The organism is Mycoplasma nasistruthionis, from assembly GCF_006228185.1.
Taxonomy (GTDB): domain Bacteria; phylum Bacillota_I; class Bacilli_A; order Mycoplasmatales; family Metamycoplasmataceae; genus Mycoplasmopsis; species Mycoplasmopsis nasistruthionis.
Window position 1 is genome coordinate 515,439 of sequence record NZ_CP040825.1, and the last position, 26,349, is coordinate 541,787.

General features: G+C 30.0%; 25 protein-coding genes and 3 tRNA genes. 8 read left to right on the forward strand and 20 right to left on the reverse strand.

Features of this window, described 5'->3' with window-relative positions; all coding sequences use genetic code 4:
• Positions 1-111: 111 nt before the first annotated feature.
• From infC to rplT, 3 genes are read left to right on the forward strand one after another with little or no spacing between them, the layout of a single operon-like run.
• Complete coding sequence (gene infC, locus FG904_RS02060; RefSeq protein WP_139592267.1) at positions 112-729, forward strand: translation initiation factor IF-3; 618 nt, start codon at positions 112-114, stop codon at positions 727-729.
• Entirely contained in the window at positions 710-898 is a 189-nt protein-coding gene (gene rpmI, locus FG904_RS02065) for a 50S ribosomal protein L35 (protein ID WP_139592268.1), read from the forward strand. The genes infC and rpmI overlap by 20 nt, the downstream gene beginning before the upstream one ends.
• Before the next feature lie 57 nt (positions 899-955).
• Entirely contained in the window at positions 956-1,309 is a 354-nt protein-coding gene (gene rplT / locus FG904_RS02070) for a 50S ribosomal protein L20 (RefSeq protein WP_139592269.1), read from the forward strand.
• 436 nt (positions 1,310-1,745) lie between these two features.
• Here rplT and nrnA (FG904_RS02075) read toward each other — a convergent pair whose 3' ends face one another.
• Genes nrnA (FG904_RS02075) through FG904_RS02085 form a run of 3 tightly spaced genes read right to left on the reverse strand, consistent with a single transcriptional unit; the run spans position 1,746 to position 4,811 of the window.
• Complete coding sequence (gene nrnA / locus FG904_RS02075; RefSeq protein WP_139592270.1) at positions 1,746-2,720, reverse strand: bifunctional oligoribonuclease/PAP phosphatase NrnA; 975 nt, start codon at positions 2,718-2,720, stop codon at positions 1,746-1,748.
• The gene (nrnA, locus tag FG904_RS02080) at positions 2,720-3,682 is read right to left on the reverse strand and encodes a bifunctional oligoribonuclease/PAP phosphatase NrnA (RefSeq protein WP_139592271.1); all 963 of its coding nucleotides are present in this window, start codon (positions 3,680-3,682) and stop codon (positions 2,720-2,722) included. Before nrnA (FG904_RS02080) ends, nrnA (FG904_RS02075) begins: the two co-directional genes overlap by 1 nt.
• Before the next feature lies 1 nt (position 3,683).
• Positions 3,684-4,811: a hypothetical protein gene (locus tag FG904_RS02085; RefSeq protein WP_139592272.1), complete on the reverse strand. Its 1,128-nt coding sequence runs from the start codon at positions 4,809-4,811 to the stop codon at positions 3,684-3,686.
• Between the two features lie 165 nt (positions 4,812-4,976).
• On the opposite strand from FG904_RS02085, the gene FG904_RS02090 reads away from it, so the two are divergent.
• Positions 4,977-6,341, forward strand: a complete 1,365-nt coding sequence (locus FG904_RS02090) for an HAD family acid phosphatase (protein WP_139592273.1) — start codon at positions 4,977-4,979, stop codon at positions 6,339-6,341.
• 86 nt (positions 6,342-6,427) lie between these two features.
• Here FG904_RS02090 and FG904_RS02095 read toward each other — a convergent pair whose 3' ends face one another.
• The 5 genes from FG904_RS02095 to FG904_RS02115 form a co-directional block, all read right to left on the reverse strand.
• A complete protein-coding gene (locus tag FG904_RS02095; protein WP_246051794.1) occupies positions 6,428-7,384 on the reverse strand; it encodes an ABC transporter permease in 957 nt (318 codons plus the stop codon).
• On the reverse strand, positions 7,384-9,492 hold the full coding sequence (locus FG904_RS02100) for an ABC transporter permease (RefSeq protein ID WP_139592274.1): 2,109 nt from the start codon (positions 9,490-9,492) through the stop codon (positions 7,384-7,386). The genes FG904_RS02095 and FG904_RS02100 overlap by 1 nt, the downstream gene beginning before the upstream one ends.
• Entirely contained in the window at positions 9,492-11,789 is a 2,298-nt protein-coding gene (locus FG904_RS02105) for an ATP-binding cassette domain-containing protein (protein ID WP_139592275.1), read from the reverse strand. Before FG904_RS02105 ends, FG904_RS02100 begins: the two co-directional genes overlap by 1 nt.
• A gap of 107 nt (positions 11,790-11,896) precedes the next feature.
• Positions 11,897-13,222, reverse strand: coding sequence for a BMP family ABC transporter substrate-binding protein (locus FG904_RS02110; RefSeq protein ID WP_139592276.1), 1,326 nt, complete (start codon positions 13,220-13,222; stop codon positions 11,897-11,899).
• A gap of 150 nt (positions 13,223-13,372) precedes the next feature.
• On the reverse strand, positions 13,373-13,927 hold the full coding sequence (locus tag FG904_RS02115; protein ID WP_139592277.1) for an inorganic diphosphatase: 555 nt from the start codon (positions 13,925-13,927) through the stop codon (positions 13,373-13,375).
• A gap of 143 nt (positions 13,928-14,070) precedes the next feature.
• Here FG904_RS02115 and FG904_RS02120 point away from each other — a divergent pair.
• Positions 14,071-14,156 (forward strand) — tRNA-Leu (locus tag FG904_RS02120).
• Between the two features lie 6 nt (positions 14,157-14,162).
• A tRNA-Lys gene (locus tag FG904_RS02125) sits at positions 14,163-14,238 on the forward strand.
• 230 nt (positions 14,239-14,468) lie between these two features.
• On the opposite strand, the gene FG904_RS02130 is transcribed toward FG904_RS02125, so the two are convergent.
• The 8 genes from FG904_RS02130 to secA form a co-directional block, all read right to left on the reverse strand.
• Positions 14,469-14,545, reverse strand: a tRNA-Ile gene (locus FG904_RS02130).
• Between the two features lie 60 nt (positions 14,546-14,605).
• Positions 14,606-14,998, reverse strand: a complete 393-nt coding sequence (gene rpsI, locus FG904_RS02135) for a 30S ribosomal protein S9 (protein ID WP_179950146.1) — start codon at positions 14,996-14,998, stop codon at positions 14,606-14,608.
• Positions 14,998-15,432 carry a 50S ribosomal protein L13 gene (gene rplM / locus FG904_RS02140; protein WP_139592279.1) on the reverse strand — a complete coding sequence of 145 codons (435 nt, stop codon included), beginning with the start codon at positions 15,430-15,432 and terminating at the stop codon, positions 14,998-15,000. Before rplM ends, rpsI begins: the two co-directional genes overlap by 1 nt.
• Positions 15,433-15,581: 149 nt before the next feature.
• Positions 15,582-16,262, reverse strand: coding sequence for a 16S rRNA (uracil(1498)-N(3))-methyltransferase (locus tag FG904_RS02145; RefSeq protein ID WP_139592280.1), 681 nt, complete (start codon positions 16,260-16,262; stop codon positions 15,582-15,584).
• Positions 16,262-17,098, reverse strand: coding sequence for an ATP-binding cassette domain-containing protein (locus tag FG904_RS03455; protein ID WP_338044348.1), 837 nt, complete (start codon positions 17,096-17,098; stop codon positions 16,262-16,264). Before FG904_RS03455 ends, FG904_RS02145 begins: the two co-directional genes overlap by 1 nt.
• Positions 17,014-17,880, reverse strand: coding sequence for an ABC-F family ATP-binding cassette domain-containing protein (locus FG904_RS03460; RefSeq protein WP_338044325.1), 867 nt, complete (start codon positions 17,878-17,880; stop codon positions 17,014-17,016). Before FG904_RS03460 ends, FG904_RS03455 begins: the two co-directional genes overlap by 85 nt.
• 174 nt (positions 17,881-18,054) lie before the next feature.
• Positions 18,055-18,813: a hypothetical protein gene (locus FG904_RS02155; protein WP_139592281.1), complete on the reverse strand. Its 759-nt coding sequence runs from the start codon at positions 18,811-18,813 to the stop codon at positions 18,055-18,057.
• A gap of 30 nt (positions 18,814-18,843) precedes the next feature.
• Complete coding sequence (secA, locus tag FG904_RS02160; protein ID WP_139592282.1) at positions 18,844-21,669, reverse strand: preprotein translocase subunit SecA; 2,826 nt, start codon at positions 21,667-21,669, stop codon at positions 18,844-18,846.
• A gap of 186 nt (positions 21,670-21,855) precedes the next feature.
• Between secA and FG904_RS02165 the strand changes: the two genes are divergently transcribed.
• Both FG904_RS02165 and FG904_RS03315 read left to right on the forward strand, forming a co-directional pair.
• Positions 21,856-22,428, forward strand: coding sequence for a hypothetical protein (locus FG904_RS02165; RefSeq protein WP_139592283.1), 573 nt, complete (start codon positions 21,856-21,858; stop codon positions 22,426-22,428).
• Positions 22,413-23,390: a DDE-type integrase/transposase/recombinase gene (locus FG904_RS03315; protein ID WP_179950147.1), complete on the forward strand. Its 978-nt coding sequence runs from the start codon at positions 22,413-22,415 to the stop codon at positions 23,388-23,390. The genes FG904_RS02165 and FG904_RS03315 overlap by 16 nt, the downstream gene beginning before the upstream one ends.
• Positions 23,391-23,639: 249 nt before the next feature.
• On the opposite strand, the gene hpt is transcribed toward FG904_RS03315, so the two are convergent.
• From hpt to FG904_RS02190, 4 genes are all read right to left on the reverse strand, one after another.
• The gene (gene hpt / locus FG904_RS02175; protein WP_139592284.1) at positions 23,640-24,248 is read right to left on the reverse strand and encodes a hypoxanthine phosphoribosyltransferase; all 609 of its coding nucleotides are present in this window, start codon (positions 24,246-24,248) and stop codon (positions 23,640-23,642) included.
• A gap of 5 nt (positions 24,249-24,253) precedes the next feature.
• Positions 24,254-24,910 (reverse strand): deoxynucleoside kinase, encoded by a 657-nt coding sequence (locus FG904_RS02180; RefSeq protein WP_139592285.1) that lies wholly within the window; start codon positions 24,908-24,910, stop codon positions 24,254-24,256.
• A 119-nt stretch (positions 24,911-25,029) separates the two neighbouring features.
• Positions 25,030-25,545, reverse strand: a complete 516-nt coding sequence (greA, locus tag FG904_RS02185) for a transcription elongation factor GreA (RefSeq protein WP_139592286.1) — start codon at positions 25,543-25,545, stop codon at positions 25,030-25,032.
• A 143-nt stretch (positions 25,546-25,688) separates the two neighbouring features.
• Positions 25,689-26,348 carry a BC85_0335 family putative methyltransferase gene (locus tag FG904_RS02190; protein ID WP_139592287.1) on the reverse strand — a complete coding sequence of 220 codons (660 nt, stop codon included), beginning with the start codon at positions 26,346-26,348 and terminating at the stop codon, positions 25,689-25,691.
• Between the last annotated feature and the right edge of the window lies 1 nt (position 26,349).

Here is a 26,349-nt window from a genome sequence, read left to right on the forward strand (position 1 = left end):
GTCATAGCCTTGGGTTTAGCTACAATTAAACGTATCACAATTCAGATACCTTTTTTAGTAGAGAAGTGGGTAAACCACTTTTTATTTATCAAATTTATTTAAGGAGCAATTATTCAACCAAGAGGAAAAAAGCCAGTTTCTGAGCATTACGTTAATTCAGATATTCCATACAGACAAGTCTTTGTAATCGGTGCTGATGGAGAAAAAATCGGAGTAATGCCTACAAGAGACGCTATTGAACAGGCAAAAAACCAAAAAATGGACTTAGTTTTAATCGGGGTAGACCCTAAACCTGTTTGTCGTATTTTAGATTACGGTAAGTTTAAATATGACCGTAAAAAGAAAAATAAAGAAAACAAAGAAAAGCAAACTATCATTCAAAATCGTGAAGTTAGATTGACACCAATGATTGGTGAAAATGACTTGATGACAAAAAGCCGTAAGGCTAGAGAATTCATTCTTAAGGGTGATAGAATTAAGGTTTCATTAAAGCTAAGAGGACGTGAAATAGGTAGAAAAGATTTAGGATTAGGAACTTTAGAAAAATTCTATGCTACATTAGCTGACATTGCTGATAAAACTACTGAACCTAAATTAGTTAACGAACGTTTCCTTGACATGAATCTCCAACCAAATAAAAACAAAATTCAAAAGTACTTAAAAGAAAAGAATCTTGAACAAAATCAAGAAGCTAAAGAAGGAGAATTAAATGCCAAAAATGAAAAGTAAAAGCGCGTTAAAAAAACGTGTAAAAGTTACTGGAACAGGTAAAGTTCTTAGAGAACAAGCTTACCGTTCACACTTAGCGCAAAACAAAACAACTAAACAAAAACGTCAATCTCGTAAATCTGTACAAATGTCAAAATCTGATCTAAAAAGATTTAAACATATGTTTTAATTAAACGTTTTTAAAAACAAATCACATATTAATCAAATTTAAAGAAAGGATTTCACTATGGCAAGAGTTAAAGGTGGAACAGTTACAAGAGCAAGACGTAAAAAATGACTAAAATTAGCTAAGGGATATTTCGGGCACAAATCAATCGGTTACAAAGTTGCTAAACAAGCAGTTGTTAAATCATGAACATACGCTTTTAGAGACCGTAAACAAGTTAAAAGAAACTTCCGTAAATTATGAATCGCTCGTATTAATGCAGCTACAAGAGCTGAAGGTTTAAGTTATTCAAAATTCATTAACGGACTAAAAAGAGCTAACGTAACAATTAACCGTAAAATGCTTTCAGAATTAGCAATCAACGATGCTAAAACATTTGCACAATTAGTTGCAATTGTTAAAGAAAGCAAGTAATAATATAAAGCAACTTAGGTTGCTTTTTTTATTTATTTTATATAACTTTTTTCAACTAAATTTACTAAAAGCATTACACTGTAGTGCCAGACATTTTTCTGAAAAACTGAACTATTTAATTAGCAATTAGATAAAATATTTTATAATATAAACAGATAAACAGTAGTTTATCCAAAATTCAAGTATTTGACGTTTGATTCGCAATAAAAACGTCGCTACCAATTTAATGATGTTTACTTTCGTCTAAGTTATTTATAACCAAATTAGGATTTGTCACCCTAATTATAAATAGCTTAATTCTCCCATATCTCAACATTATATATACATCTAAACATTCATTAAATAATAAAATTTTGTAACATAAAGCCACAATGTAGTCAATTGTGGTTTTTTCTTTGCAAAAAAATACAACCTGAGTTAAGGTTGTATAAAATCATTATTTCGCTTCAGCTTTGTAACGTTTAACTTCTGCTACACAGTCATCAATAACTGCCTCAACTAAGTTAAATGAATCAATAATAGCTCCAGAGGCTCTTTCATGTCCTCCTCCACCTCATTTGATAGCAACGTTTCTAACAATTGGTCCATTAGATCTGAACTCTACTCTGATTTTTCCGTTTTCTTCTTCTGTGAATTGAACTCAGAATGGATATCCTTCAATATTAGCAATTGAATTAACTCTTACTGATTGTTGTGGAGTTTTGCCGTATTTTGCTGAATCTGCTACTGAATTTTGAATATATGCAACACCATCACGTGTTTTTAAAGTTGAAAGTAAAAATGAATTGTATTTTAAATCTTCTAGTGATGTTTTAGCTAAATTTGTATGCATAAAGTCTAAATCTAAACCTGCATCAAATAATTTAGCAGCTAAGTTTAAAGTTCTGCTTGTTGTATTATTGAATAAGAATCTTCCTGAGTCTGTGTTAATTCCTAAATATAATAAATTAGCTGCTCTTTTTGTTATTTTTCAATTATTTGCAACTGCTATTTCTGTAATCATTTCATCAGCAGCTGCATATGATGAATCAACTCATCTAACAGCATTTTCACCTAAATCATCATCATTAGGGTGGTGATCAATTCTAATAACTTGCTTAAATAAATCTTTGTCTAGAACCTCTCTTAGTTCTATTCTCTCTTTAAAGTTGGCATCCACAACAACAGCTAAAGATTCTTTTAAAACTTCATCAGATGGAACTTGATCCATAACTAAATCTAAGAATTTAAATGAACCCTTTGCATCTCCGATTGCATAAACTTTTTTATTTGGAAAGTTTTTTTCTAACAATTCTTTAAGTCCGAATTGAGAACCTAAACAGTCTCCATCAGGACGAATGTGGTGAAAAATAACGATACTGTCATGTTTTAACAGTTGTTCTGTTACTAATTGTAAATTTCCAATAACCATTATTTTTCAAACTCCTCGATAGCTTTATTTAGAGCTTCTAATACTGTTGGAACTTGGTCTCATGATTGTAGAGTAATTCCGGCAGCATTGTCATGACCTCCACCACCAAATTGGTTAGCAACTTTATTAACTAATGGTCCATTTGAACGTAGTCTTCCTCTTACTGTTCCATCTTCTAATTGAATAAATAATGCTCAACATGAGTTATCATCAATGTTAGCTAGTTCATTAACATATTGTGCCGCTTCAAAAGAGTCCATGTTACATTCCTTTAATGTTTCAGCATCAATTTCATAGTATAAAGTTCTTCCCTCTTTTTTAAATCCATTTAAAATACGTCCAATGAATTTTAAAGATTGTGAACTTCTTTTAGATAGTTCTCTTAAAATTGATGAAGGGTGGAAACCGTTTTCCATTAAAAATGCCACTAACTTATATGTTCTAGCTGATGTGTCTGGGAATAAAAATCTTCCAGAGTCTGTGTTAATTCCTAAATAAATATGTCCTGAAGCTTTTTGTGTTACTTCTCATTTAGCATCATATGCAAGTTGAGCAATCATTTCAGCGGCTGCTACAAAGTGCTCATCGATTCAGTTGTAGTCATAATCAATATCAGCACCATTTGGATGGTGGTCAATTCTTAATTTAGCTGTTGTTTTGTTTTCATATAATAATTCTGAACATTCAATTCTATCACCACTTGAAGCATCAACCACAATACCTAATGAGTTGTTAAAGTCAACATCTTCAATTTTATCGAAGTGATATTCCATAAAATCAAATAAATGTAAGTTATTACCTACTGTAAAAACTTTTTTGTTTGGATAGTTTGTTCTAATTAATTCTGCTAATCCTGCTTGTGAACCTAAACAGTCTCCATCAGGACGAATGTGGTGAAAAATAACAATGTTATCGTATTTTTCAATTGCATCTATTGCAACTTTTGAGTTTCCTATAATCATATTATTCCTCCGTTGAATTTTGTTTTTCTGTAATATATGTGCTATATTCAGTAATTAATTGATTAATTAATGGATCTAATTCATTATTTGAAATCTGTTCTGACTTATTGACATTAAAAAATTCAAAATGGTTTAATTCTTGTTTACTTTGATCTATTAGTGAATTTGATGTAACTTGATTGTATATTTCTTGATAGAAGTTGTAATTGTTGTTTAATATTTTTCTAAATAAATTCATTCATGAACTTTTAAATAACTCTACACCCATGTTATCAAAGGTTTTAAATTTGTAAAATAATCCTAACATTTTGGCGATCTTGTTTTGACTATCTTGAATTCCTAAAGCCATTTTAATAGACAAGTTTACTAATTGACTATAATTAAAAGTATTTTGAAATTCTGATGCATTATTTGAAGAATATTCTTGAATCTTTGTATCAAATAACTCTTTGAGTTGTTTTAAAGTATTTAAAACAACTACAGGAGCAGATTCTTTACTTTGATAATTTGTTTTAATACTATTTAATTGATTATGCAATTCAGTTACATTACTATTGTTTAAAGAACTTAAATAAGAGTTATAAACATCAATAGTTTTAATAATTACATTATTAAAATAATCTAAGAATGTAAATCTACCACTTTCTTTTTTATAAGTTAAATCATTAATAGTATTCAGCACTGCATTTAGATTGCCATATAATCTATCATCAGTGTTATATAATGAAAAATAAATCTGAATAACATCTCAAGTCTCTGAATTATACAAACTTGGGTTATTATCTAAAAATACCTGAAAATTCTTAGCAGCTACTAAATTACCGTCTAATAAACCTGCTAAGGATAAATAATTATTTCAACCTAAATTTTCAGATTCACCTTTTAAATTACTTGGAATTCTAAAATTAGCAACTCTGTGTTCTAATGCTAAATATAAATATTCATAATATGGTTTATCATGTATTTGGTTTTTAATTTCAGTTGTATAATCTTCAAATCTTTTTAAAGCATTTTGATATTGCCCTGATGCAGACAATGAACAAGAAATGGTGCTTGATAAAGTTAAACCAACTAATGGTGATAGAGATAAAAATCACCTATATTTAAATTTTTTAACGTTTTTAGTCATACTTTATTATTTTACTATTTTCACTTTATAAACTACTTAAAAACATCAAAAAGTCATGAAACAAATTAAAATTTTCAAATTTAAAAGATAAATAAATTTAAATAGTTATACAATAAGAATATGAACCTGCTAGTAAGGTTTATTATTTTTTAAACGGAGAATTTAATGAGAAAAAATAAATGATTACTAACTTTAGGTGGTATTTCAGCTGCTGTTTTACCAATTACAGCAATTGCTGCTTCTTGTGGAACAACTCAAAAAGCATCTACAACAGGAACAACTGTTAAAACAGATGCTGAATTAACAAAAGAAGCTTTTGGTAAATTAAATGATACTCAAAAAGTACAAGTACTAAAAGAATTAAAATTAAACACTGTTTTAACTCAAGATCAAATTCATGAATTAATTAATGATTTTAACAAAGATGCTGGGACATTTGGATCAATAGTGTGATATGTTAAATCAGTAGAAGCATTAATTGCTAAAGAAGCTGCTTACAAAAATGCTATTGTTGCTTTTGATAAATTAAAAGAAAGCAACAAAGAAACATTTGATTTTTCACAAAACTTTAATGATGCACAAAAAGTTGACAATGTTGCTTCAGGAAAATCAATTCCAGCAATTTTCATGGATATTGATGAAACAGTATTACAAAATGATCTAACAGAATCTAAAGCAATGCTTGAGGGTGGATATACTGGAGATAAAAAAGAAGAAGAAGATTTAAAAGGTAGAAGATTTGCAGTTCCTGGAGCTGTTGAATTCATTAATCACGTTCAGGCTAATGGTGGATTAGTATTTTACAACTCAGATATGAACCAATCAACAGCTGTTAGAAATGCTGTTAAATCTAATCTAAAAAAATTAGGTATTAAATATGTAGCTGACTTCCAATTCTGAATGAGAGGTGCTATGCCTTACCTAGCAACTGATGAAGCTGCTATTTCTGATGAAGCTACAAAAAATAAACCTGATGCAGAATTAAAAACTCTAGCATCATCATTAAGCTTTACACAAAACTTTAGACAAACACCTTGAATTACATGAACAAATTCAAAAGCTGCATATCGTTTAGGAAGCAAAGTTTATAAAACTGACAGAATGAACGGATTAGATGCTAACACTTCTGGATGAAACTTAGGACAAGCGGATAATAACGCATCAGGAAATGCAGTTGTATTGAAAACAATGATGAGAATTGGTGATAACTTCAATGATTTCTTCGATAGAGCTTCAAAAAGTAAATCAAATGCTGAAAGAGTTGCTTTATATAGAAATACAGAGAAATTTGCTGATTTATTTACAGTAAATGGTGGTGATGGTCTAAAATATGATGAAAATACTAAAAAACTAGTTAAACTCGGTTATAAACAAGCATATGTTATGGTGCCAGGAAACGCTGAATATGGTGGATGAAATGAACCATATAAATATGGTCAAATTGGTGAATTCTATAAAGCAATTAAAGAAATTGTAAATGATCCTAGATATCAAACAGGACCAACAGAACAACAACCAACATTAGAATAATACAAATTAAACCACAGTAGACACTGTGGTTTTTTAACGTAAAAAAATCACCAGAAAGGTGATTTTTATTATTATGATAAAAAGTTCTATCTTTTGGTTTTATCATAAGCCACACCAGCGGCCGCTGGTCCAGCTGTGTTTCTAGATGTAAATACCATAACCACTAAAGTAGCTGCATATGGAACTGCTTGTAGTAAGTGTTTGTATTTAATTGGAATAAATCCACCACCATAGAATGAGAATGATAACATGAATGCAAAGATAGCAGACATTATGATAGCATTAGATACTTTTCATCTAGATGTAATCATAATAGCAAGAGCAAGGAAACCTAACCCTGCAACATCTTTATTAATAGAGAATTCTGCTACACGGCTTTGAGCAAAGAATGAACCTGCTAATCCTGCTACCATACCAGCAAGAACTACTGCTTGTCATTTAATCTTATTAACATTAATTCCTGCTACGTCAGATGCTTGTGGATTTTCACCAACAGATCTAAATCTTAATCCTCATTTAGTTTTTCTTAATGCAAATCAAGCTGCGAATACTACACCTAAAGTTGCAAAAGTTTTAAATGAAACGATGTTTTTTAAGTTAGCTGTATCTTCACTTCATGCTAACTCTGCTCTTCCACGTAATGTAATTTCTGTACCTTGACCTTGAATGCCTAATAGAATTAGAATTAATAGTGAAGCAATACCTGTAGCCAAAATACCTGTGGCAAAACCTGTGATAGTTTGGTCAGATTTTAATTTAATTGTACCTAGACCAAATAACAAGGCGAACACACCCGTTGTTAATGTGGCAAATATTGCTAAAGGTATTTGTCATAATGCACTTCCACCTTTTTTCCCTAAAACAAAATCTGTCACAATAACACTTGCTAAACAGTACATAATTGCACCAAATACTATAAATCCATTGATAGCAATGTTAACAATTCCGGCTCTTTCTGAGAAAATACCTGAAATTGTTCCTAGAACTAAAATACAGAAGTAAAAGGCTGCAAAACCAATAATTGGAGCTAATGATGAAAGCATTAAATATTACCTCCTGTTTCGTCTAGTATATTAGCATGTTTAAGAACAATATCTCTGTATGGTGCGCCAAAATGTTTGGTCATAAAGTTATTATAGATTTTATCTTTAACACCTTTATAAACAGTTTTTATTGAACGTTTAACCGCTTTACGTTTATTTTTAAGGTCATATAGTGCATTTAGTCCTAATGTTTCTCTTTGAGCTAAAAGTTCAAATTTTAATTTAGAAATTTCGTCATAAATAGCCATTGTATCTTTTAATGATGCACCTTTCATGCCTTTCATTAATTCTAATACCTTAGCTTCATATTCAGATTCTAAATGTCTATATTCAGCTTTTGAACTTTGAAGTTTCATTCTTAATAAACTATATTCTCTTGAATAAGTTAATTCATTTTTAGATTTTAATAAATCTAGTGTTTTATCAACATATGTTGAAATAATTGTGCTTTTATCTTTGTTATATGTTTGTTTGAAATCACGAACTTTTTGTGCATTTTCAACTTTAGCCATTCTATGTAATGCGTTTGCTCTAGTTTTAACTAATTCTAAAGCTCTTTTATACATAGGGGAATTTTTTGAAACATTTTTATACAGTTCATTAAAGTCTTTTAATAAAGATGCTTCAAATTGTGCTGTTGTTCTTGTTGCTGGCATTTTTTTAGCATCAGCATAAAATTGTTTGTTTAAGTTATATAAAGCTAAATCTTTTTCGGCTTTATTTTGCTCTAATTGTTTTAAAAATTCAGCATGTTTTTGATTATATTCTGCATTTCACTTGGTAATTTCATCTTTATTAGGTTTTTTGCCATTTTGTTCAAAATATAATTTGATAAATTTGTCTAAAGCTTTTGCTTTTTTAGTTTTGTTATTTAACTTATGATAAATAACAAAATTTTGTCAATATTCTTTGTGGAATAGTAAGACTGTTTGTTTTCACAATGATTCTAATGGTTTAAATTTATAGAACATAACAGCAAGAGCAGCCATGAAAATAATTAAACCTGTAATAATAGGGAAGAAATCGCTAGCAATTCTTATACCTTGTTTTTCACTTGGGAAACCTTGTGCTGAGTTTGAAAGTGCTGAGTAAAATACTGAAGTTGCAATTACTCCGATTGGATTATTTAAAGCAACTAAAGCAATAGCGATTGACTCAAAACCAATTGATAGAGGCGAACTGTTACCTATAATTTGTTTTGAATATAAAACTATATAGTAAAATCCTGCAATACCAGCAAGAGCTCCTGAAAATGACATAACACCCATTGTCATTAGTTTTTCATTCACCCCGACGTATTTTGCGTTAGTTTTATTTAAACCTACCATTTTGATTTTATATCCTAGGGACGTTTTAGCATATAAAAATGTAATACCTACAGCTAAAACAACTAGTAATGCAAATCCAAAGTAAATAAATTTAGATTGTAATTCTTGGCTTATTGATAAATAATTAGTTCCTTTAACAGTTCCTAATCAATCATCAGCGTTTGGAAATGTGTTATTTGTTTTTGTAAATAATCAAACTGATAAATAAGTAATAATTCAGTTTAAGAAAATTGTTGAAATAACTTCATGAACATTAAAATATGCTTTTAACGCTCCTGAAATACCGGCAACAAATGCACCCATTAATATAAAGACAACAAACATTCCAGCTAAGAATGTTCCTGAAACTTGATCTAATGGGATTCTTGCAACTATTAGTATTGTAAATAAAACAATAGCTGGCATGGTCATTTGCCCAGCAATACCAATATTGAAAAGACCGGATTTAAAACCTACTGATACAGCTAATCCTGCAAATCCAAAGAATATTAGTAATAGTGAAAAGTTTTGACCAATTTTTTCTGTTTTCTGTGTTAATTCAATAACTTTTTGAACAAAAGTGAATGGTGTCACTTTTCCGTGTTGTAAATTGATTAAGTAATATAGCAATGATGCAACTACTAAACCTAAAACAACGGCTCATAGAGATGAGTAAAGTTTTCTTCTTCCTGCTCTTTTATCTTCGAACATAAAGAATTTTCTTGTGTTTTCTGTAAATTTAACAAAAGGATTAGCTTTTTTCTTTCAGCCTAATTCAGTATTTACTGGTAAATTCTTCATTAGTTTTCTCCTTTCTCGTTGTCTTTACGTGCCATATAGATACCAATTTCTGTTCTTGTTAAGTCTTTAGCGGGTTGAACTGTTAAAATTTCACCTGTGTTTAAAACAGCAATTTTATCAGCTAGTGCTAAAACTTCATCAAGTTCATATGAAATTAGTAAAATAGCTTTTCCAGCTTTTTTCTCAGCTAGAATTCTTTCGTGAATATTTTTAATAGCACCAACGTCTAATCCACGTGTAGGTTGAAGAATTAAAATGAAATCGTGTGGTGAATTCATTTCACGACCAACGATGAATTTTTGTTGGTTACCACCAGATAATGATCTAGATGTTGAATATCCACCTCTTGCTCCACGAACATCATATTTCTCAATAATATCTTTAGTTTCATCCATAATAGGTTTATTTTTGAAAATACCTAAGAAATTATATTTTGAGTCTCATAATCTACGTAGTGTAGTGTTTTGTTTAATGTTATAGTCAAGAACTAGACCATGTTTATGTCTATCGCTTGGAATGAATGATAATCCAAGTTTAGAAATTTCAGCAACAGATAAATCATTTAATGTAATAAATTTATCTTTCTCAGGATTAAATAATTCTTTTTCAGCTGACACTGAGATAAATAATGTCACAGATATTACAAAGAATACCAATCCTAAAGTTAATAATACAAATACAACTAATGCTGTTATGAATCCTGATATGGTTGTTAAATCAGCTCCAGTTAATAATGAAAATACAAAGGCAGCAAAAACAAAGATTAATGATAAAGTGGTTGTTAATCCAGCTTGTCAAGTTCTTTGGTTTTTAAGTGCATTGTCTTCTCTTTTTCCTTCAATAGAAGGGAATAATTTTGATCTTGTTGTAGCAAAAATAACAGTGATTACAAATAAAATGAAAAAGACTATTCCAAATACACCTGCAACACCAATTAGCGAACTTGAGAGTGCAAATACACCTAATGAAAGGAATAATGCAATCAGCAGTAGTAAGAAACTAAATGTTGTAGCATATTTAAAGAATTTGATTTCATTCTTTGTTAATTGTTTACTTAAAGCAGAATTTGCTCTAAGTTTAATACTTTTTAGTTTTGCTCCAAATACAGAGTTTAATACAACTCCAACTAATATAAATCCGAATAAAATAGCAAATCCTGCTATGATACCTAGAATATATCTAATATCAATTTTTAAGTCAGCTCATGTGTTCGAAAGAGCGGCTCATAGTAATAAAGCACCAATAATAAATAATATACCTGAACCTATTAGTAATGAAATGTTTCTTGTTAAAACAGATCTCTTTAATGATTTATATTTGTCAGTTACAAGTTTAGTTCTTTTGAATGATACTTCCCCTTGTGTTGGTTTTATCATACCACTAACAACATATTCTAAATCACGTTGCCCATTACCTTCAACTCCAGCAATAGCAACAATTTCTCCAGCTCTAATATCTAGAGAAACATTTTTAAGAGGTTTTTCCCCATCTGTAGAAACATTTTTTAAACTAAAAATAACTTCATTTTCAGAAGTGTCTGAATATTCATTTCTAGCAATTTCTACTTCACCACCAACCATACGGTTAGCCATTTCTTCAATAGAAACATCAGCAACTTTGAAGTTACCTTTAACTTCACCATGTCTTAAGATTGTTGTATTATCAGCAACTTCCTTAATTTCAGCAAGTTTATGCGAAATGAATAAGATTGTTTTACCTTGCTCTCTAAATAACTTAAATGTGTTTAATAGACCTTGAATTTCTTGGTCTGTTAAAACAGCTGTAGGTTCGTCAAAAATTAAAATTTCTGAATCACGGTAAAGCATTTTCATAATTTCCACTTTTTGTTGTGTGGCAACTGTTTCTTTACCAGTTAATTTATTTAGATCGAAATGAAGATCAAACATCTCTTGAATGGTCTTTATTTTCTTAATTGCAGGTTTATAATCGATTACACGAGTGGTTTTATTGTAATCTTCATCACCAAGCACTATATTTTCTAAGTTAGTATAGACATCAACAAGTTTGAAATGTTGGTGAACCATACCAATACCTAGACGGTTGGCATCATTTGGACCTTTAATTAATACTTCTTTGTTGTTTACCCTAATAATTCCATCATCAGGTTCATAAAGTCCAAAAAGGATTGACATTAACGTACTTTTTCCGGCACCATTTTCTCCGATTAAAGCATGTACAGTCCCTTTTTGGACTTCAAAACTAACATTTCTGTTAGCTTTTATTGAACCGAAAGACTTGGAAATATTAGAGAACTCAATAGCATTATTTCTTTCCATTTCTTCCTTTACATTTAAAAATAAAAAATAATAGTATATTTAAATACTATTATTTATAATATTTTACATTATTTTGGCTGTTTTATTAATGAAAATTAAACTGCAAATTATAATGCATTAATTTTTTTGTAAATTGAATTTGCGTATGCAATTCCTTTTGTTTCACCTTCAGAAGTTTTTGTTTTTTCAGCAATTTCTTGTTCACTTAAAGCATTAAAAGCAGTGTTATATTTATCTAATAACGCATTCATTTTATCTCTGTCTGCTTGGTCTGAAAGTGTTGATGGTGCATAACCAACTCAACCTTCTTTTTTAGTTCCAAGGTGGTTAAATGGTTTATCAGCAGCTTTACCAGCAAAAACATTATTAGGATCTACTCCAAACACTGTGTATAGTAAAGTATCATATACAGCTTGTGCCATGTTTTTTGTAACTGAAGTCATGAATTTTCCAGCTGATTGAGCTAATGATTTAGATTGGTCAACGTCAACACCAATAACTAAAGTTGGTAATTTAGCAGCATCAATTTGTTTAATTGTTTCTGCTGTACCAGGTCCAGCAACTGGTAAAATAGCCATTGGTAATGGGTTAGCGTCAGCTAAAGCTTTACGGATAGCATTACCCATGTCATCGTTAACTTGGAAACCTGAGTCAATAACTAATGAGTCTGAACCTTTAACTTCAGAAACTTTTGTTTTGTTTGTTGCAGTTTGATCGTAATTGTAAACACCTTCTAGGTATCCTATCATATAGTCAGTAACACCAGGGAAATCTCCTCCACCGAATGTTGAAACATATCTTTTTTGAGTATCACTTTCATATTTTGTTGATAAGAATTCAGCAACTGCTTGACCAACGATGTAAGCTGATTCTTGTGTTTTAAAGTTTAGACCATAGAAACGAGGGTAATTTACATCTTCTGGTAATGAAAAGTCGATTGAAATGATTGTAACACCTAAATCATCTAATAATTTTCTTTTCTTAGTATCTTTAATGTAGTTTGTAATACTATTGCTGTGATTGAATCCTGATAAAATTCAAATTTTTTGTCCTTGACCAATTAAAGCATCGTATGTTGCTGCATATGCACCACCTTTTGGTTCAACACTTGAAACCTCTACTGAAGCCTCAGCATTTAAACTTTTAACTTGATCACGAAAAGCTAATAAACCTTCTCATACTGATTGGTTGAATGATTTATCTGTTACGCGACCTTCATCAGTTACTAAAACAATGCTAGGAATTTCTTTATTTGCAAGTTTTTCTGCTGTTAATTCTGATTTTTCTTTAACAACTGCAACTCTTTCTTCTTTGTTAATGTAATCAGCAACATCTGAGCTTTCTCCTGAACCACCACATGAAGCAGCTACAAGTGGTAATGAAAGAGCACCCATCCCTAGTAATGAGAATAATACTGATCTTGATTTTTTCATAATTTCTCCGTTAGTTTTATGAATTTTAATAATAAAAAGGTTGAATGAACACTATTATAACAACCTGTTTTAATTATACTAAATATATATTATTTAAACTGTAAAAGTGAAAAATCACACCCATTTTGAGTGTGATTTTCAGTTTTTAATTTAATTAGTGTATTTTTCTGGATGTTTTTGTTGCATTAGTTTAATAAATTCTTTTTTGTCCATTGAACCATAGTTGTTCATTAGTTCTACACATTCTTCATATTCTTGTAAAGCTCATTCAACGTTTTCAAATCCATCTACTGATGTAATGCCTGGATGTTTTCAGTTTTTATATGTTGAAAAAAATGTTTTTACAGTGTCTAAGAATGGAGCTGGTAAATCAGCTAAATTTTGAATTGAATCTAATCTATAATCATCAGCATGTACGGCAATTAATTTAGTATCTGTTTCACCATCATCAATCATTTTCATAGCACCAATAATACGAGCTTTTAGAGATACACCTGGAATAAATGTTTCAGGAGAATATAATAAAACATCTAATTCGTCACCATCTCAATCTAAAGCATTTGGAATAAATCCATAGTTGCATGGATAAACAAAATCACCTCTTAGAATTCTATCTACTTCTATTTGATTTGTCTTACGATTGTATTCATATTTAATTCTAGAATTCTTTTGAATTTCAATTTTTACTTCAATTTCATTTTTCATAATATTAATCTTATCATTTTTAAAATAGTTTATAATTGACTTGTTGAAAAACTTAACAAAAATTATTTAAATAAAAAAATATAATTTTTTTCTTGATTTAGTAATTTTTGGTGTTATAATATTATAGCAATTAACGCAAACAAGCCCAGGTGGTGGAATGGTAGACACAAGGGACTTAAAATCCCTCGGTAGCAATACCGTGCTGGTTCAAGTCCAGTCCTGGGCACCATGATGTGCGTCCTTAGCTCAGCAGGTAGAGCAAATGGCTTTTAACCATTGGGTCAGAGGTTCGAATCCTCTAGGACGTACCATTTCAAGAAATTGACCAAATGATAACGAAAGTTATCATTTTTTTATTGTTTTTTTAGTATTATTAAATTTTAATTAATATAAATACTAAACAAAACAACAGCAGCATATTACTTAATATATAATGCAAATTTGTTTATCTAGTTATTAATTTATTTAATTTTTATTTATAAAAAACAAAAAAACAAGAGCTTTTAACTCTTGTTTTTAGGGCCATTTGTATTAAATGAAATGGTGCGAACGAATGGACTTGAACCATCGACCTCACGATTATCAGTCGTGTGCTCTAACCAGCTGAGCTACGCTCGCATTTAGGTATGATAATTATACCATAAATTATAATTATCATACAAAAAATTATTATAAATATTAACGTTTTGAAAATTGTCTTGCACGACGTGCTGCACGTAAACCTGGTTTTTTACGTTCTTTAGCGCGAGCATCTCTTGTAAGCATTTTTGCTTCTTTTAGAACTGAACGGTAATCTTGGCTAGCTTCTAATAATGCACGAGCAATACCTAATCTAATAGCTCCTGCTTGTCCACTTAGACCCCCACCAACAACTCTTACACTTACGTCAAATGTATTAACTGTTTCTGTTAAAGCAAATGGTTGATTTGCATCTTTTAAGTAAATATCTGATGTTAAATATTCACGTGCATCTTTACCATTAATAACAAATTTTCCTGTACCTTGTGTTAATCTAACACGAGCTACTGAAGATTTTCTTCTACCTAATCCACGATAAATAACTTGTTCCATTATTTAACCTCTAATTTCTCAGGGTTTTGAGCTTCATGTTTGTGCTCTGGTCCTGCGTAAACAAATAAGTTACGACGTTGTTTATCACCTAATTTTGTGTGTGGTAACATTCCAAATACTGCTTTTTGAATTAAAGCTGTTGGTTTTTTAATTCTTAATTTAGCAGCGTTAATGCTTTTTAGTCCACCTGGGTATCCTGAGTGTGAGTAGTAAATTTTATCTTCTTCTTTGTTTGCTGTTAATACAATTTTGTCTGCGTTAACAATGATAACATTGTCACCCATATCTGCATGTGGTGTAAATGTAGGTTTTGTTTTACCTCTTAGTACAGAAGCAACGTGTGCTGCTAAACGTCCTAAAACTTGACCTTCAGCATCAACAACGTATCATTTTTTAGATGCTTGTTGAGTGTTAACTATTGTAGTTTGTCTCACATTTCCTCCTACGTTAATATTGTTTTATATTATTCAAAATTTATTCGGTTCTATAAATTGCTTTTTAATTATATCATAGTATTTTAAAATTCTGATATTTTTTAAAAGTTGCCGTTTTAATGCACTTTTTAAGCACAAAAATGCATTATTTAATCTATTTTCATTTGGCTTAATAGAAAAATTGCAGCCGTTTCTGCTCTTAATATTCTTGAACCTAGCGAAACTAATTTGATATTATTTTTAATTGCTAAGTTAATTTCATCATCTGAAAAACCGCCTTCAGGACCTACAAAAAAGATTGTATCTCCTTGAATTGGTTGATCTAACTTTTGAGTTAGATTAACTTTTTCATGAGCTAAAATCTTGTTAGTATATTGTAGTTTTATAGCATCTTTAAAATCTGTTAATTCCTGTAGTTCAGGAATTTTATTACGAAAAGATTGTTCGGAAGCATTTTGTAAAATGGTTTGAAAACGTTCATATTTTTTAACAAATTTATTGAAACTAATTAGTTCATGATTTGTAAATTGTGTTCTAAGAGGAATAATTTGGGTTGCTCCTAATTCAACAGCTTTTTGCAACGCTCATTCAAAACGATCTAATTTAATTACAGCTAGTGCTAAAACTACATCATTTTGAGGCTCGTGATTTTCATCTATTTTTTCAAGGATTTTAGCTAAATCATTCTCTAATACACATTTATAAAAAACTTCTTGATAAACACAGATAAAAGGTTTATCATAAGCTCTAATAACTTTTAAGTGTTTTAAGGTTTCTTTTGATAAAACAAAGCAATTACCTTGTTTTTCTGATACGAAAAAACGGTTCATTAGTTTTGTTCCATTATTTCTTCATATTCTTCTAAAGTTCCTCTAAATAAGAAACTGTCAGTTGGTGATTTAAGTTCTAAAATAACGTCTGCACATTGGTTAACAAATGCTCTATTATATGTTGTAAAAATTGCTCCGCCTTTGAAAGCTTTAACTCCTTCAATAACTGAGTCTATTGATTCAGCATCTAAGTGGTCTAGTGGTTGATCTAAGACAATAAAGTTAGATTCAAGAAGCATCATTCTAGAAAACATTAATCTAGCTTTTTCTCCCCCTGAAGTTACTTTAACTTTTTTAAATACTGAATCAGCACTAAATAACATACGACCTAAAAATCCGCGCATTCTAGCATCGTCGTTTTCTTTATTTTCTTTTTCTATATTTTGTAGCGGTCATTTTGAAATTCATTCCAAAATTGTTTCATCAGTGTCAAAGTATTTTGAGTTGTCATTTGGAAAATATGAAGGAGTAATTGTTTGACCTCATTCTACTTTTCCAGAAGTCGGATTGGCTAGGCCTAATAAACATTCTAATAACCTTGTTTTGGCAATATCATCTTCTCCAACAATAACCATTTTTTCACCAGGATTTAGTGAAAATGATACGTTTTCAAATAATGTATCACCTTTTTCGTTGATATAAGTTAAACCTTCGACATTTAAGATTTGTTTACCGTGATCACGGTTCATATCTCATTTAACGTAAGGATATTTTCTGTTAGATGGTTTAATTTCATCAAGCGAAATTTTATCTAAGGCTTTCTTTCTACTTGTTGCTTGTCTTGATTTTGAAGCATTAGCACTGAAACGAGCAATAAATTCTTTAAGTTTTTCAATCTGAGCTTCTTTTTAAGATTAGATTGTTTCATCATTTCTCTTGCTAGTTCTGATGATTGTTTTCAGAAAGAGTAATTACCCGTATACATTTTGGCTTCATTATAATCAATGTCAACTATATGTGTACAAATAGCGTCTAAAAAGTCACTGTCGTGGCTAACTACAATAACAACATTTTGATAATCAATTAAAAAGTTTTCAAGTCATTTAATACTTCTTAAATCTAAGTGGTTAGTAGGTTCGTCCATGATTAAAATATCAGGATTACCAAATAAAGCTTTGGCTAATAAAACTTTAACTTTTTGATTAGCTGTAAGTTCTTTCATTTGAGCATCTCATTTTTCTTTAGGAATTGCTAAGTTGCTTAATAACTCTTGTGCATCATTTTCAGCAGATCAACCACCCAACATTCCGTACTTTTCTTCTAAATCAGCGGCTCTTTCATAGTCTTTATCAGTTGCTTCAGGGTTTAAATAAATAGCATCTTTTTCTTCTTTGATCTTGTATAAATCAGTGTTACCCATAATAACGACTTCAGTAACATTAAAGTCATCGTAAGCATTATGATCCTGAGATAACACAGAAATTCTTTTACCTTTTTCAATTAAAATTTGACCACCTGATGATTCAATTTGACCTGCCATAATTTTTAAAAATGTAGATTTTCCAGCACCATTAGCACCAATAATTCCATAAGTATTACCTTCTGTGAATTTTAAATTTACATTTTCAAATAATTTTTTGTCGCTAAATACTTTGCTTAAATTTTGTACTTCAACCATTTTTACTCCTTAAATTAGCCAACATTTGTCTTTTTTCTATGATAATGTGAATAAAAAACCTTCATCAAAATGAGAAGGCTGTTAACATCAAAGCTTACGCTCTCGATGTCGGCTCCTGTTAATTATAACAGAAAAAAAGAAAAGCTAATCAATAGCTTTTCTGTGAATTATTAATTATTGTTTTGCTAAAATTCTTGATTTTAGACCTTCGAAGTATGTTTGGTATTCGTCTGCTACTGGTACTAATGTAAAGTCTGCTTTACATGATGTACATTCTTTAACTTCTTCTCTTACAAGTGCTGATTTTGAAAGTTTTTCATCAATGTGTCTTGTTGTCATGTTAGTGTTTCTGTTTGCTAAACATGAACCACCACAGCAAGCTCCACCAATTGGATCATAATGTCTTTCTTCGCGTGTTTCCATTGATAAGTAATCTACTTGTTCTTCAACTACTTCTTCTTGACATGATTGACACTCTTCTTCAACAACAGGACAAACACACTCTTCTTTACCTAAGCATGTTTCTTCTTGACAATCGTGTTTTGGTGTTTCTTCAACTACTTCTTCTACTTCACCACAACCTGTGCAAGCTTCATCACAAGCTTCTTCGTTTTTACAAATACATTCATCTTTTCCTAAGCATGTTTCTGCTTGGCAGTCATGTTTAGGTTCTTCGATAACTTCCACAACTTCTTCAACTACTTCTTGTACTTGAGGCTCTTCAACTACAACTTCTTCAAAGATTGGTTCTTCAACCACTTCTTCTACCACAGTCTCAACAACTGGAGCTTGTTTTTTAGATTCAACTTGTTCAACATACATTTCTTCAAATTGAACTTCTGTTAATTCTTTAAATTGTACTTCTGTTAAACCTAATTCTCTTGCGTGTCTACAGTTTCTGAAATTTCTTCTACATCTTAGACATTTTTTCATATTTTCTCTCTTTCATTATAGTTCAATGTCTTATTTCTTTAGGTCACTTAAAGAAATATAGTTAATTTTATTAGTTCTAGTTCTTCTTAGTGCCTTTTGTCTATTTGGCAATAATTCATGACGATAAATAAGACGTTGATTGTCTTTTAGACTGTGACCATTCTTATCATAATTATAAACTTTATTTTTAATTTTTTGATTTGTATTTTCTGGAATTTCAAACCTAGGAACAGAAGCACTTTGTTTGCTGTTTAACTCTTGCTCTAAGAAAGAAAAACTATTAATTCCACCATTTGCATATGATGCTTTTTGTTCAATTTGTTTAAATTGTGATTCTTGAACTTTTTGTTCTTGTTGAATTTCTTCAAGTCTTCTTTTGACAGATTCATACATTTGAATCACTCTACGTTCTTGCTCTTCAATTGATGTTTGTGGATCAAGTGGCATTGATTCTAATATTCTCATGAATACTGGGTCATGTCTCATTTCTTTTGTAATCAATGATTTAACACCCATTCTATTAGAGAATATTCTTAATAAAACACCATAAGCAATATCATCTAACATCGCATCAAACATTTTTGAACCTTCTTCAGTATATGACTGATAAGGATTTTTCTGTGAATATTGAACCAAATTAACGTTAGAACGTAATTTGTCCATTCTGTTAATGTGACGTTGTCATTTTTCATCCAACGTCTCTAGAATGATGTTTTTAGCTGTTGAAACCAACTCTTCTTCTGAAGTTTTTTCTAATGCATTTTTTTGTCATTCTTGATAAACAGTCAGAATTATATTTGCAACATAATCTGGTAAGTCTTGTTCATGAACTTTTGAAATATCATCTAAATCAAAATGAAACTTAATTAAACTTCCGATGTTTTGATTTAAGAAACTTACTAGTGCTGTGTAATTATAAGTATGATTGTGTAGTTTATATTCACCACTTCTAACAATTGTTCTAGCTGCTGAGCCTATCATTCTTTGGAGGATAAAAATAATATCTTTGCTATATAAAATCAAGTCTCTTTGCGCATAAATTAAATCACGTTGTTGTCTAATAACATCATCGTAATTAAGAACTGATTTACGCGAATCATAGTTAAAACCTTCAATTTTCTTTTGAGCATGGTTGAATGCGAATCTTAAGTTTTTGTTGGTTATTTCTTGGTTTTGTGAATCTGAATATGCCTCTTTAAAACTTTCATAATTTGCAAACCTTTGCATCAATTGATCATCAAGCGAAATAAAGAATTTACTTGTACCAACGTCACCCTGACGTCCTGAACGTCCTCTTAATTGATTGTCAATTCTTCTTGATTCGGCTTTATCAGTTCCTAAAACATATAAACCACCTTTTTCAATGGCTTCAGGTGTAGGTTTGATATCCGTTCCACGACCTGCCATGTTTGTGGCAATTGTTACAGCATAAGCATGACCAGCACGAGAAATAATTTCAGCTTCAGATTCATTTTGTTTAGCATTTAAAACAGTATGTGGAATACCTTTGGCTAATAATTTTTTATGAACTATTTCTGAGTCTTCAATTTGTGCAGTCCCTACTAAAACTGGTTGCCCTTTGGCATAAAGTTCTACAATTTTGTCAACAACTGCATTTCATTTATCTTCTGAATTGGCAAAAATAGCGTCTATTTCATCAACACGAGCAATTGGTTTGTTTGTAGGTACAACATTAACTCTCATGTTGTAAATATCAATAAATTCTTGTTCTTCTGTTTTACCTGTCCCTGTCATTCCACAAAGTTTTTTGAACATTCTGAAAAAGTTTTGATAAGTAATTGTTGCCAGTGTTTTTGTTTCTGGTTCAATTTCAACTGACTCTTTTGCTTGAATAGCTTGTTGCAGACCTTCTGAATAAGAACGTCCATCCATTATACGACCAGTAAAGGCATCAACAAGTTCAATTTTTCCATTTCTAACAATGTATTCAACATCAATTCTCATGATTTTGTGTGCTCTTAGGGCGTTTTGAATTAAATGGACATCTTCACTGTGATCAATGTTGTAAATGTTTGTTGTGTTATAGAATTTGTTGGCTTTTTCAATTCCCGAGTGTGATAAAGTAACTGATTTAGATTCTTCATCGATTAAATAATCACCTTCCACTAGAGATCTAACAAAAATATCAGCACTAAAGTAGTTAGTTACATTTTCATGTTCACCACCTGAAATAATCAGCGGTGTTTTAGCCTCATCAATTAAAATTGAGTCAACTTCATCGATTAAACAAAACTGCAACCCTCTTTGAACCTTTTCTGATGCAGTTTTGACCATGTTATCTCTTAAATAGTCAAACCCAAGCTCTGAGTGGACTGAGTAAGTAATGTCAGCTGCATAAGCAGCTCTTTTGTTATATGAATCAAGACTTGCTTTGTTTATCCCAACAGTAAGCCCTAAAAAGTTAAATACTTCACCCATTTCTTTTGCATCACGTTCACTCAAATATTCGTTAACAGTTGATACAATCGCACCCTTACCTAAAAGCGCGTTTAAATAAACAGGAGCAATTGAAGTAATGGTTTTACCTTCTCCTGTTTTCATTTCTGCAACAGAACCTAAATCAAGTAAAATTCCACCTAGCATTTGAACATCATAAGGTCTTTTACCTAAAACTCTTTTTGTTGCTTCTCTAGCAACAGCAAAGGCATCATTTCTAATTTGTTCTAATGTGTGCCCTTTTTCAAGCAATTCTTTGAAGAATTGTGTCTTGCTTTTTAGCTCTTCATCAGTGAATTTTGTCACTATTTCTTCAAGTTGGTTGATCTTACGTAAAGATTGCTCAGCAATTCTCATTTCTGTTGTTTTAAAATCAAATAAATTTTTTAAAAATTTCATATAAACTCACTTTTTATAATGGGTGTATTTCTTTTTAAATTTTACAACATTTACCGAAAAAGATTGAAAAAAGCCTATGTAGGCTTATTTCTGTGAATTATGGTTTATTTTGTCACTCCTTGTATTATGGTTTATTTTGTCACTTTTGCTTAATTTAAGATTCAAAAGTTTTAAAATTGTTAAATTATGATTAAACTAAATTTAAAAAACACAAATTTATCAACAGAATATGAAAAAAATAGAATTTTAAACTTAAAAACAATAGCAATTCACAAGAACTGAACAAACGAACAATTAAGTTTAAAAACAGGGCTTTCAGTAAGAACGATAATTAGATACAAAAAGGAAATCTTTAATACAGAAAAGGGAGATAAAAGTTTCGTTAGAACAAAACATAAAAATATAAATAAAGTTAAAGATCGAAAAATATCAGATGATTTATTTCAAGAAATTTATAAACAATATCTTGAAACAAATAACGCAATTATCGACATAGAAAGAACAGACAACGAATTAAGTTATAAAGAATTTTATGAGACATTTTTAGATCAAAATATTAAGGAAAAGTTGTCTTATTCTTGAATGATTTATAGATTTAATGAATTAGGTTTTCACAATCGTCACACAACAAAAAGAGGAAGAAAAATTACCAGAGATTTAAAGAAAATCAAAAAACTAAATGAAGAAACTCATATGATGATTGCAGAAATCCAAAACAAACAAAACACCACAAAAAACAAAGAATGATTTTGAATTTAAATAAGAATTTAAAGTTTGGTGAAATACTTGAAATTGATGCTCAAGTAGAACCATATTTATTTAAAGAAAACAAAATTTATCTTTACCATGCAATTGATGCAGCAACAGGAATGCTTTTAGGTATGTGAGTTGAATATCAAGAAACCAATCTTGGATATCAAAGACTCCTAGAAATAGTGTTTAAAAGATTCGGATTCCCTAAAATAATCCATACAGATAAACGTAAAACATTTTGAGGTAGTGAAAGTACTGAGACAATGTTTGAAAAGAATTTAAACGAAAAGGGTATTAGAATAATAAGTTCATCAAACCCTAAACACAAACCGCATGTTGAAAGATCTTTTAGAAGTGCTCAAGATAAACTACCAGTTTTCATTAGTCAAAATCAAATTAAAACAATTGAAGATTTAAGAAGAAACGGTGATAAATATGTAAATTACTACAACACAAAATTTAAAAAAGTTATTGCTAAAAAATCATTATTCAACAAAGAAGGAATGCTAAGAAATAATTGAAGAGTTGACATTGAAATCAACAGAAAAGTTATTAATGGTGCGGTTAGATTTGGTAAGAAAATTTACGCAGCTTATATGAGCGATGGCAGAAGATTAATGATGCATGATTGATCATGAACTAGATTAATAATGGCGTCTGATGGTAATTTTTATTTCAAATATTTAGACAAGATTTATTATGCAAAAGAACCTGAAGGAAAAGATTTGACAAAAGCAGAAATTTGAGCTTTGGAAAACAATTTAGACCTTTCAGTACCACATGTTCAACAAATGTATTTTTTGTTGCGCAAAAATAAAAGCTTTCATCAATATTTACAAAAATACATGGATCGATTAATAAATTTACTGTCTCAAACTGAACCTGACGTACAAGAAATAAAAAAGCAATGCGTGAAATGTTCAAAGAAATACGCGCATTGCATAACAAAATTGCTGATGAAATTCTAATAGAATAACATCATTTATATTGTATAAAAATATCATTAAATTAAATCGCGAAAAAGTGACAAATTAAACAATATTTTACACGAAAAAGATTGAAAAAAGCCTATGTAGGCTTATTTCAATCTGAAAATTACAGTTCTTGTTAATCCAAATTATAATTTATCCTATTTATGACATGCAGTTATCATTTAGGTTTTATTTTAAACTGTTATGCCAGCGACATGGGCTTAAAAGTATTATAAAAAGCACAAATTATTGTGCTTTTTGATTATTGTTTTCTAAATAAACTGGATCTGTGTTTAAAACTCCTATGTATGGCAAATTACGATACTTTTCTTTGTAATCCAAGCCAAATCCAACTAGAAATTCATCACCAACTGTAAAACATGAATAGTCTGCTTTTAAGTCATTTTTCCGGTTTACTGGTTTATCTAATAAGGTTAAAATCTTAATTGATTTTGGATTTCTTAGTCTTAGCAATTCTGTAATTTTAGCTAATGTAATGCCAGAATCAATGATATCTTCAACAATTAAAACATCTTTGTTTTGAATATCACTTGCTAAGTCCATAATGATTTTAACGCTTCCGGTTGAGTGTAAACCCCCAGCATAGCTACTTGCTGTTAAAAAGTCAATTCTGTGGTCTGTTTTTACATCTTTAATTAATTGTGCAAGGAACGGAATACTTCCTTTTAGAAGTCCGACAATTATTAAATCTTGTGACGATTGATAAGTTTTATCCACTCATTTGGCAGCTTTTAAAATACCATCTTCAAGTTGTGTTTTTGAGTAAATAACTTTAGAAATAGCTGGATGAATATCGGAATTTTTTTGAGATTGGTTTTTTAGAAATTTGAACATAATACCTACTTAGATGCTTTATATGCTTCAATTAATTTAACCGCTTCTTCTAACACTTGATCTTCAGTTAAATCGTTTGTGTCTAATATTGCATAATTAATTTTATACTTTTCAACAACTTTTATATATGTGTCTTTATAAACATCGTATAGTTCTTTAAAATATGTCTCATTTTTTTCATAGTTTTCGATTTCAACATCGCGCCCACGTTTGAATAGACGGTTTTTAAAGTTTTCATATGAAACATCAAGGAAAATTGCAAACTCAGGTAATTCACTTGGTGTAATTAATTCATTAAATAAAGCATCATAAGCTTTCATTGTTTTTTCTGGTAGATTTTTAAAATTCACCATTGCAAACACATAGTGTTCAGCACCAAAACGGTCTAAGAATAAAAAGTCATTCTTTGAATCTAATCCCATTTGGTCAAATTTGTCTAAATGTTTTCTAACATTTTCCATATGATGCTCAACAACATATGTTTGGAAACTTAACTCTAAGTTAGGTTTCTTTTCATAGAATCATTTTAACATTGTGTTAAAAACTTCATCATTTTGTGTGAACTCATCAATTAATAATGAGTGTCCTTCGTAGTGTTCTATAAGTTTTTTTGATAGTGTACTTTTACCACTACTTATCATTCCTGATATTCCAATTAGCATAATTTTCTCCTTGATTTTTATTGGTTTTTTACTAAAAAGGGGTTAAGAAAAAGACAAAAGAAGCCTTCTATCTTTTTCTAATTAGGGAAAAATCCTTAATTTATTATCGTTTGAATAGCTTAATTGTCTTTTCAAGCTTTTAATATTTTTATTTCGTATTTTTCTTGACCTTCAACTAAGATTGGTGCTGTATTTGAATAATCTTCTAATACTTCTTTGTTGATTAAAGCCTTAGCTAATGGGCTTTGGTCTGAAATTCTGTTTTCAAATGGATCACTATCTAGAACTCCACCAATTTCGATAACGTGAATCTCACCTGTGTTTAGTTCTTTAAATTGAACCTTTGTTCCAATTGTAATTCTGCTGTGGTGTGTAGCTAGGTTTTTATTAGAAATAACAACTGAATTATTAATAATATTTTCTAGTTCACTAATGCGACCTTCAACAACACTTTGTCTTTCTCTTGCTGCATCATATTCGGCATTTTCAGACAAGTCCCCTTGAGCACGTGCTTCTTTTAGGGCTTCTTGAACTTTTGGACGTTCAACTTTAACTAAATTTTCGTATTCTTCTTTGAACTTATTTAATTTCTCTTCTGAGATGTATTGAATTTGTTGATTTAATTCTTGAGCCATTTTCCCTCACCCTTGTTAATATGCTATATTTTACATTAATATTAAATTTAATCTTGGACTTTTTATGTCCAAAAAGGTTGAAAAAGCATTTTAACTCTATGTCTTAGGGTTAAAAAACTTTTAATAAATTATGATAATCTGAATTATTTTTTCACAATGAATAAGTATTTACTACTTAGGTATGAAACTTCATAAGTTATACCAATTAATTTTAAGTGACTAATTAATTTTTTGATTTCTGGTTTTGGATTATTAGCATATGAAATAGCTATCATTCCATTTGTATTTAGCTGTGAATAATATTTATCAAATAAATCATTTAAGTCTTGATTTGTGCCTTCAATGGCTATAAAATCAAGTTTTTCTTGTTCTAGTAAATGAATTTGATTTGGAAAATCTGCTGGAAAGTTTTCTTTTGCTTCATTAATTTTTGGTAAATCAATTTCTAAAGCATCATAATAAACAGTTGCTTTAACTTTATTAGCAATTGCACTGATGTAAAATTGGTCTTTAGTACTTAAAACTAAAACTTTTGAATAACTATTTTGATAAATTGTGTTAATTAAACCTTCGATATCCAAATCCAAAGCTTTTGATTTAAAATGATCTTTTAAGTCAAAAGGTAAAGTACCTAAATCATTACGCATTGATTGAATTTGTATCATTGTTTCAGCTTGTGATTTTTCTAAGTATTTTTTTCTAATTCTTCTACTAATTAGAGCTAAAACTACATAAGTACTAATTCCTAGTATTAAAACCACAATAGCAGATATTCACAGTGCTAATTTTGTATTTTCACCCATG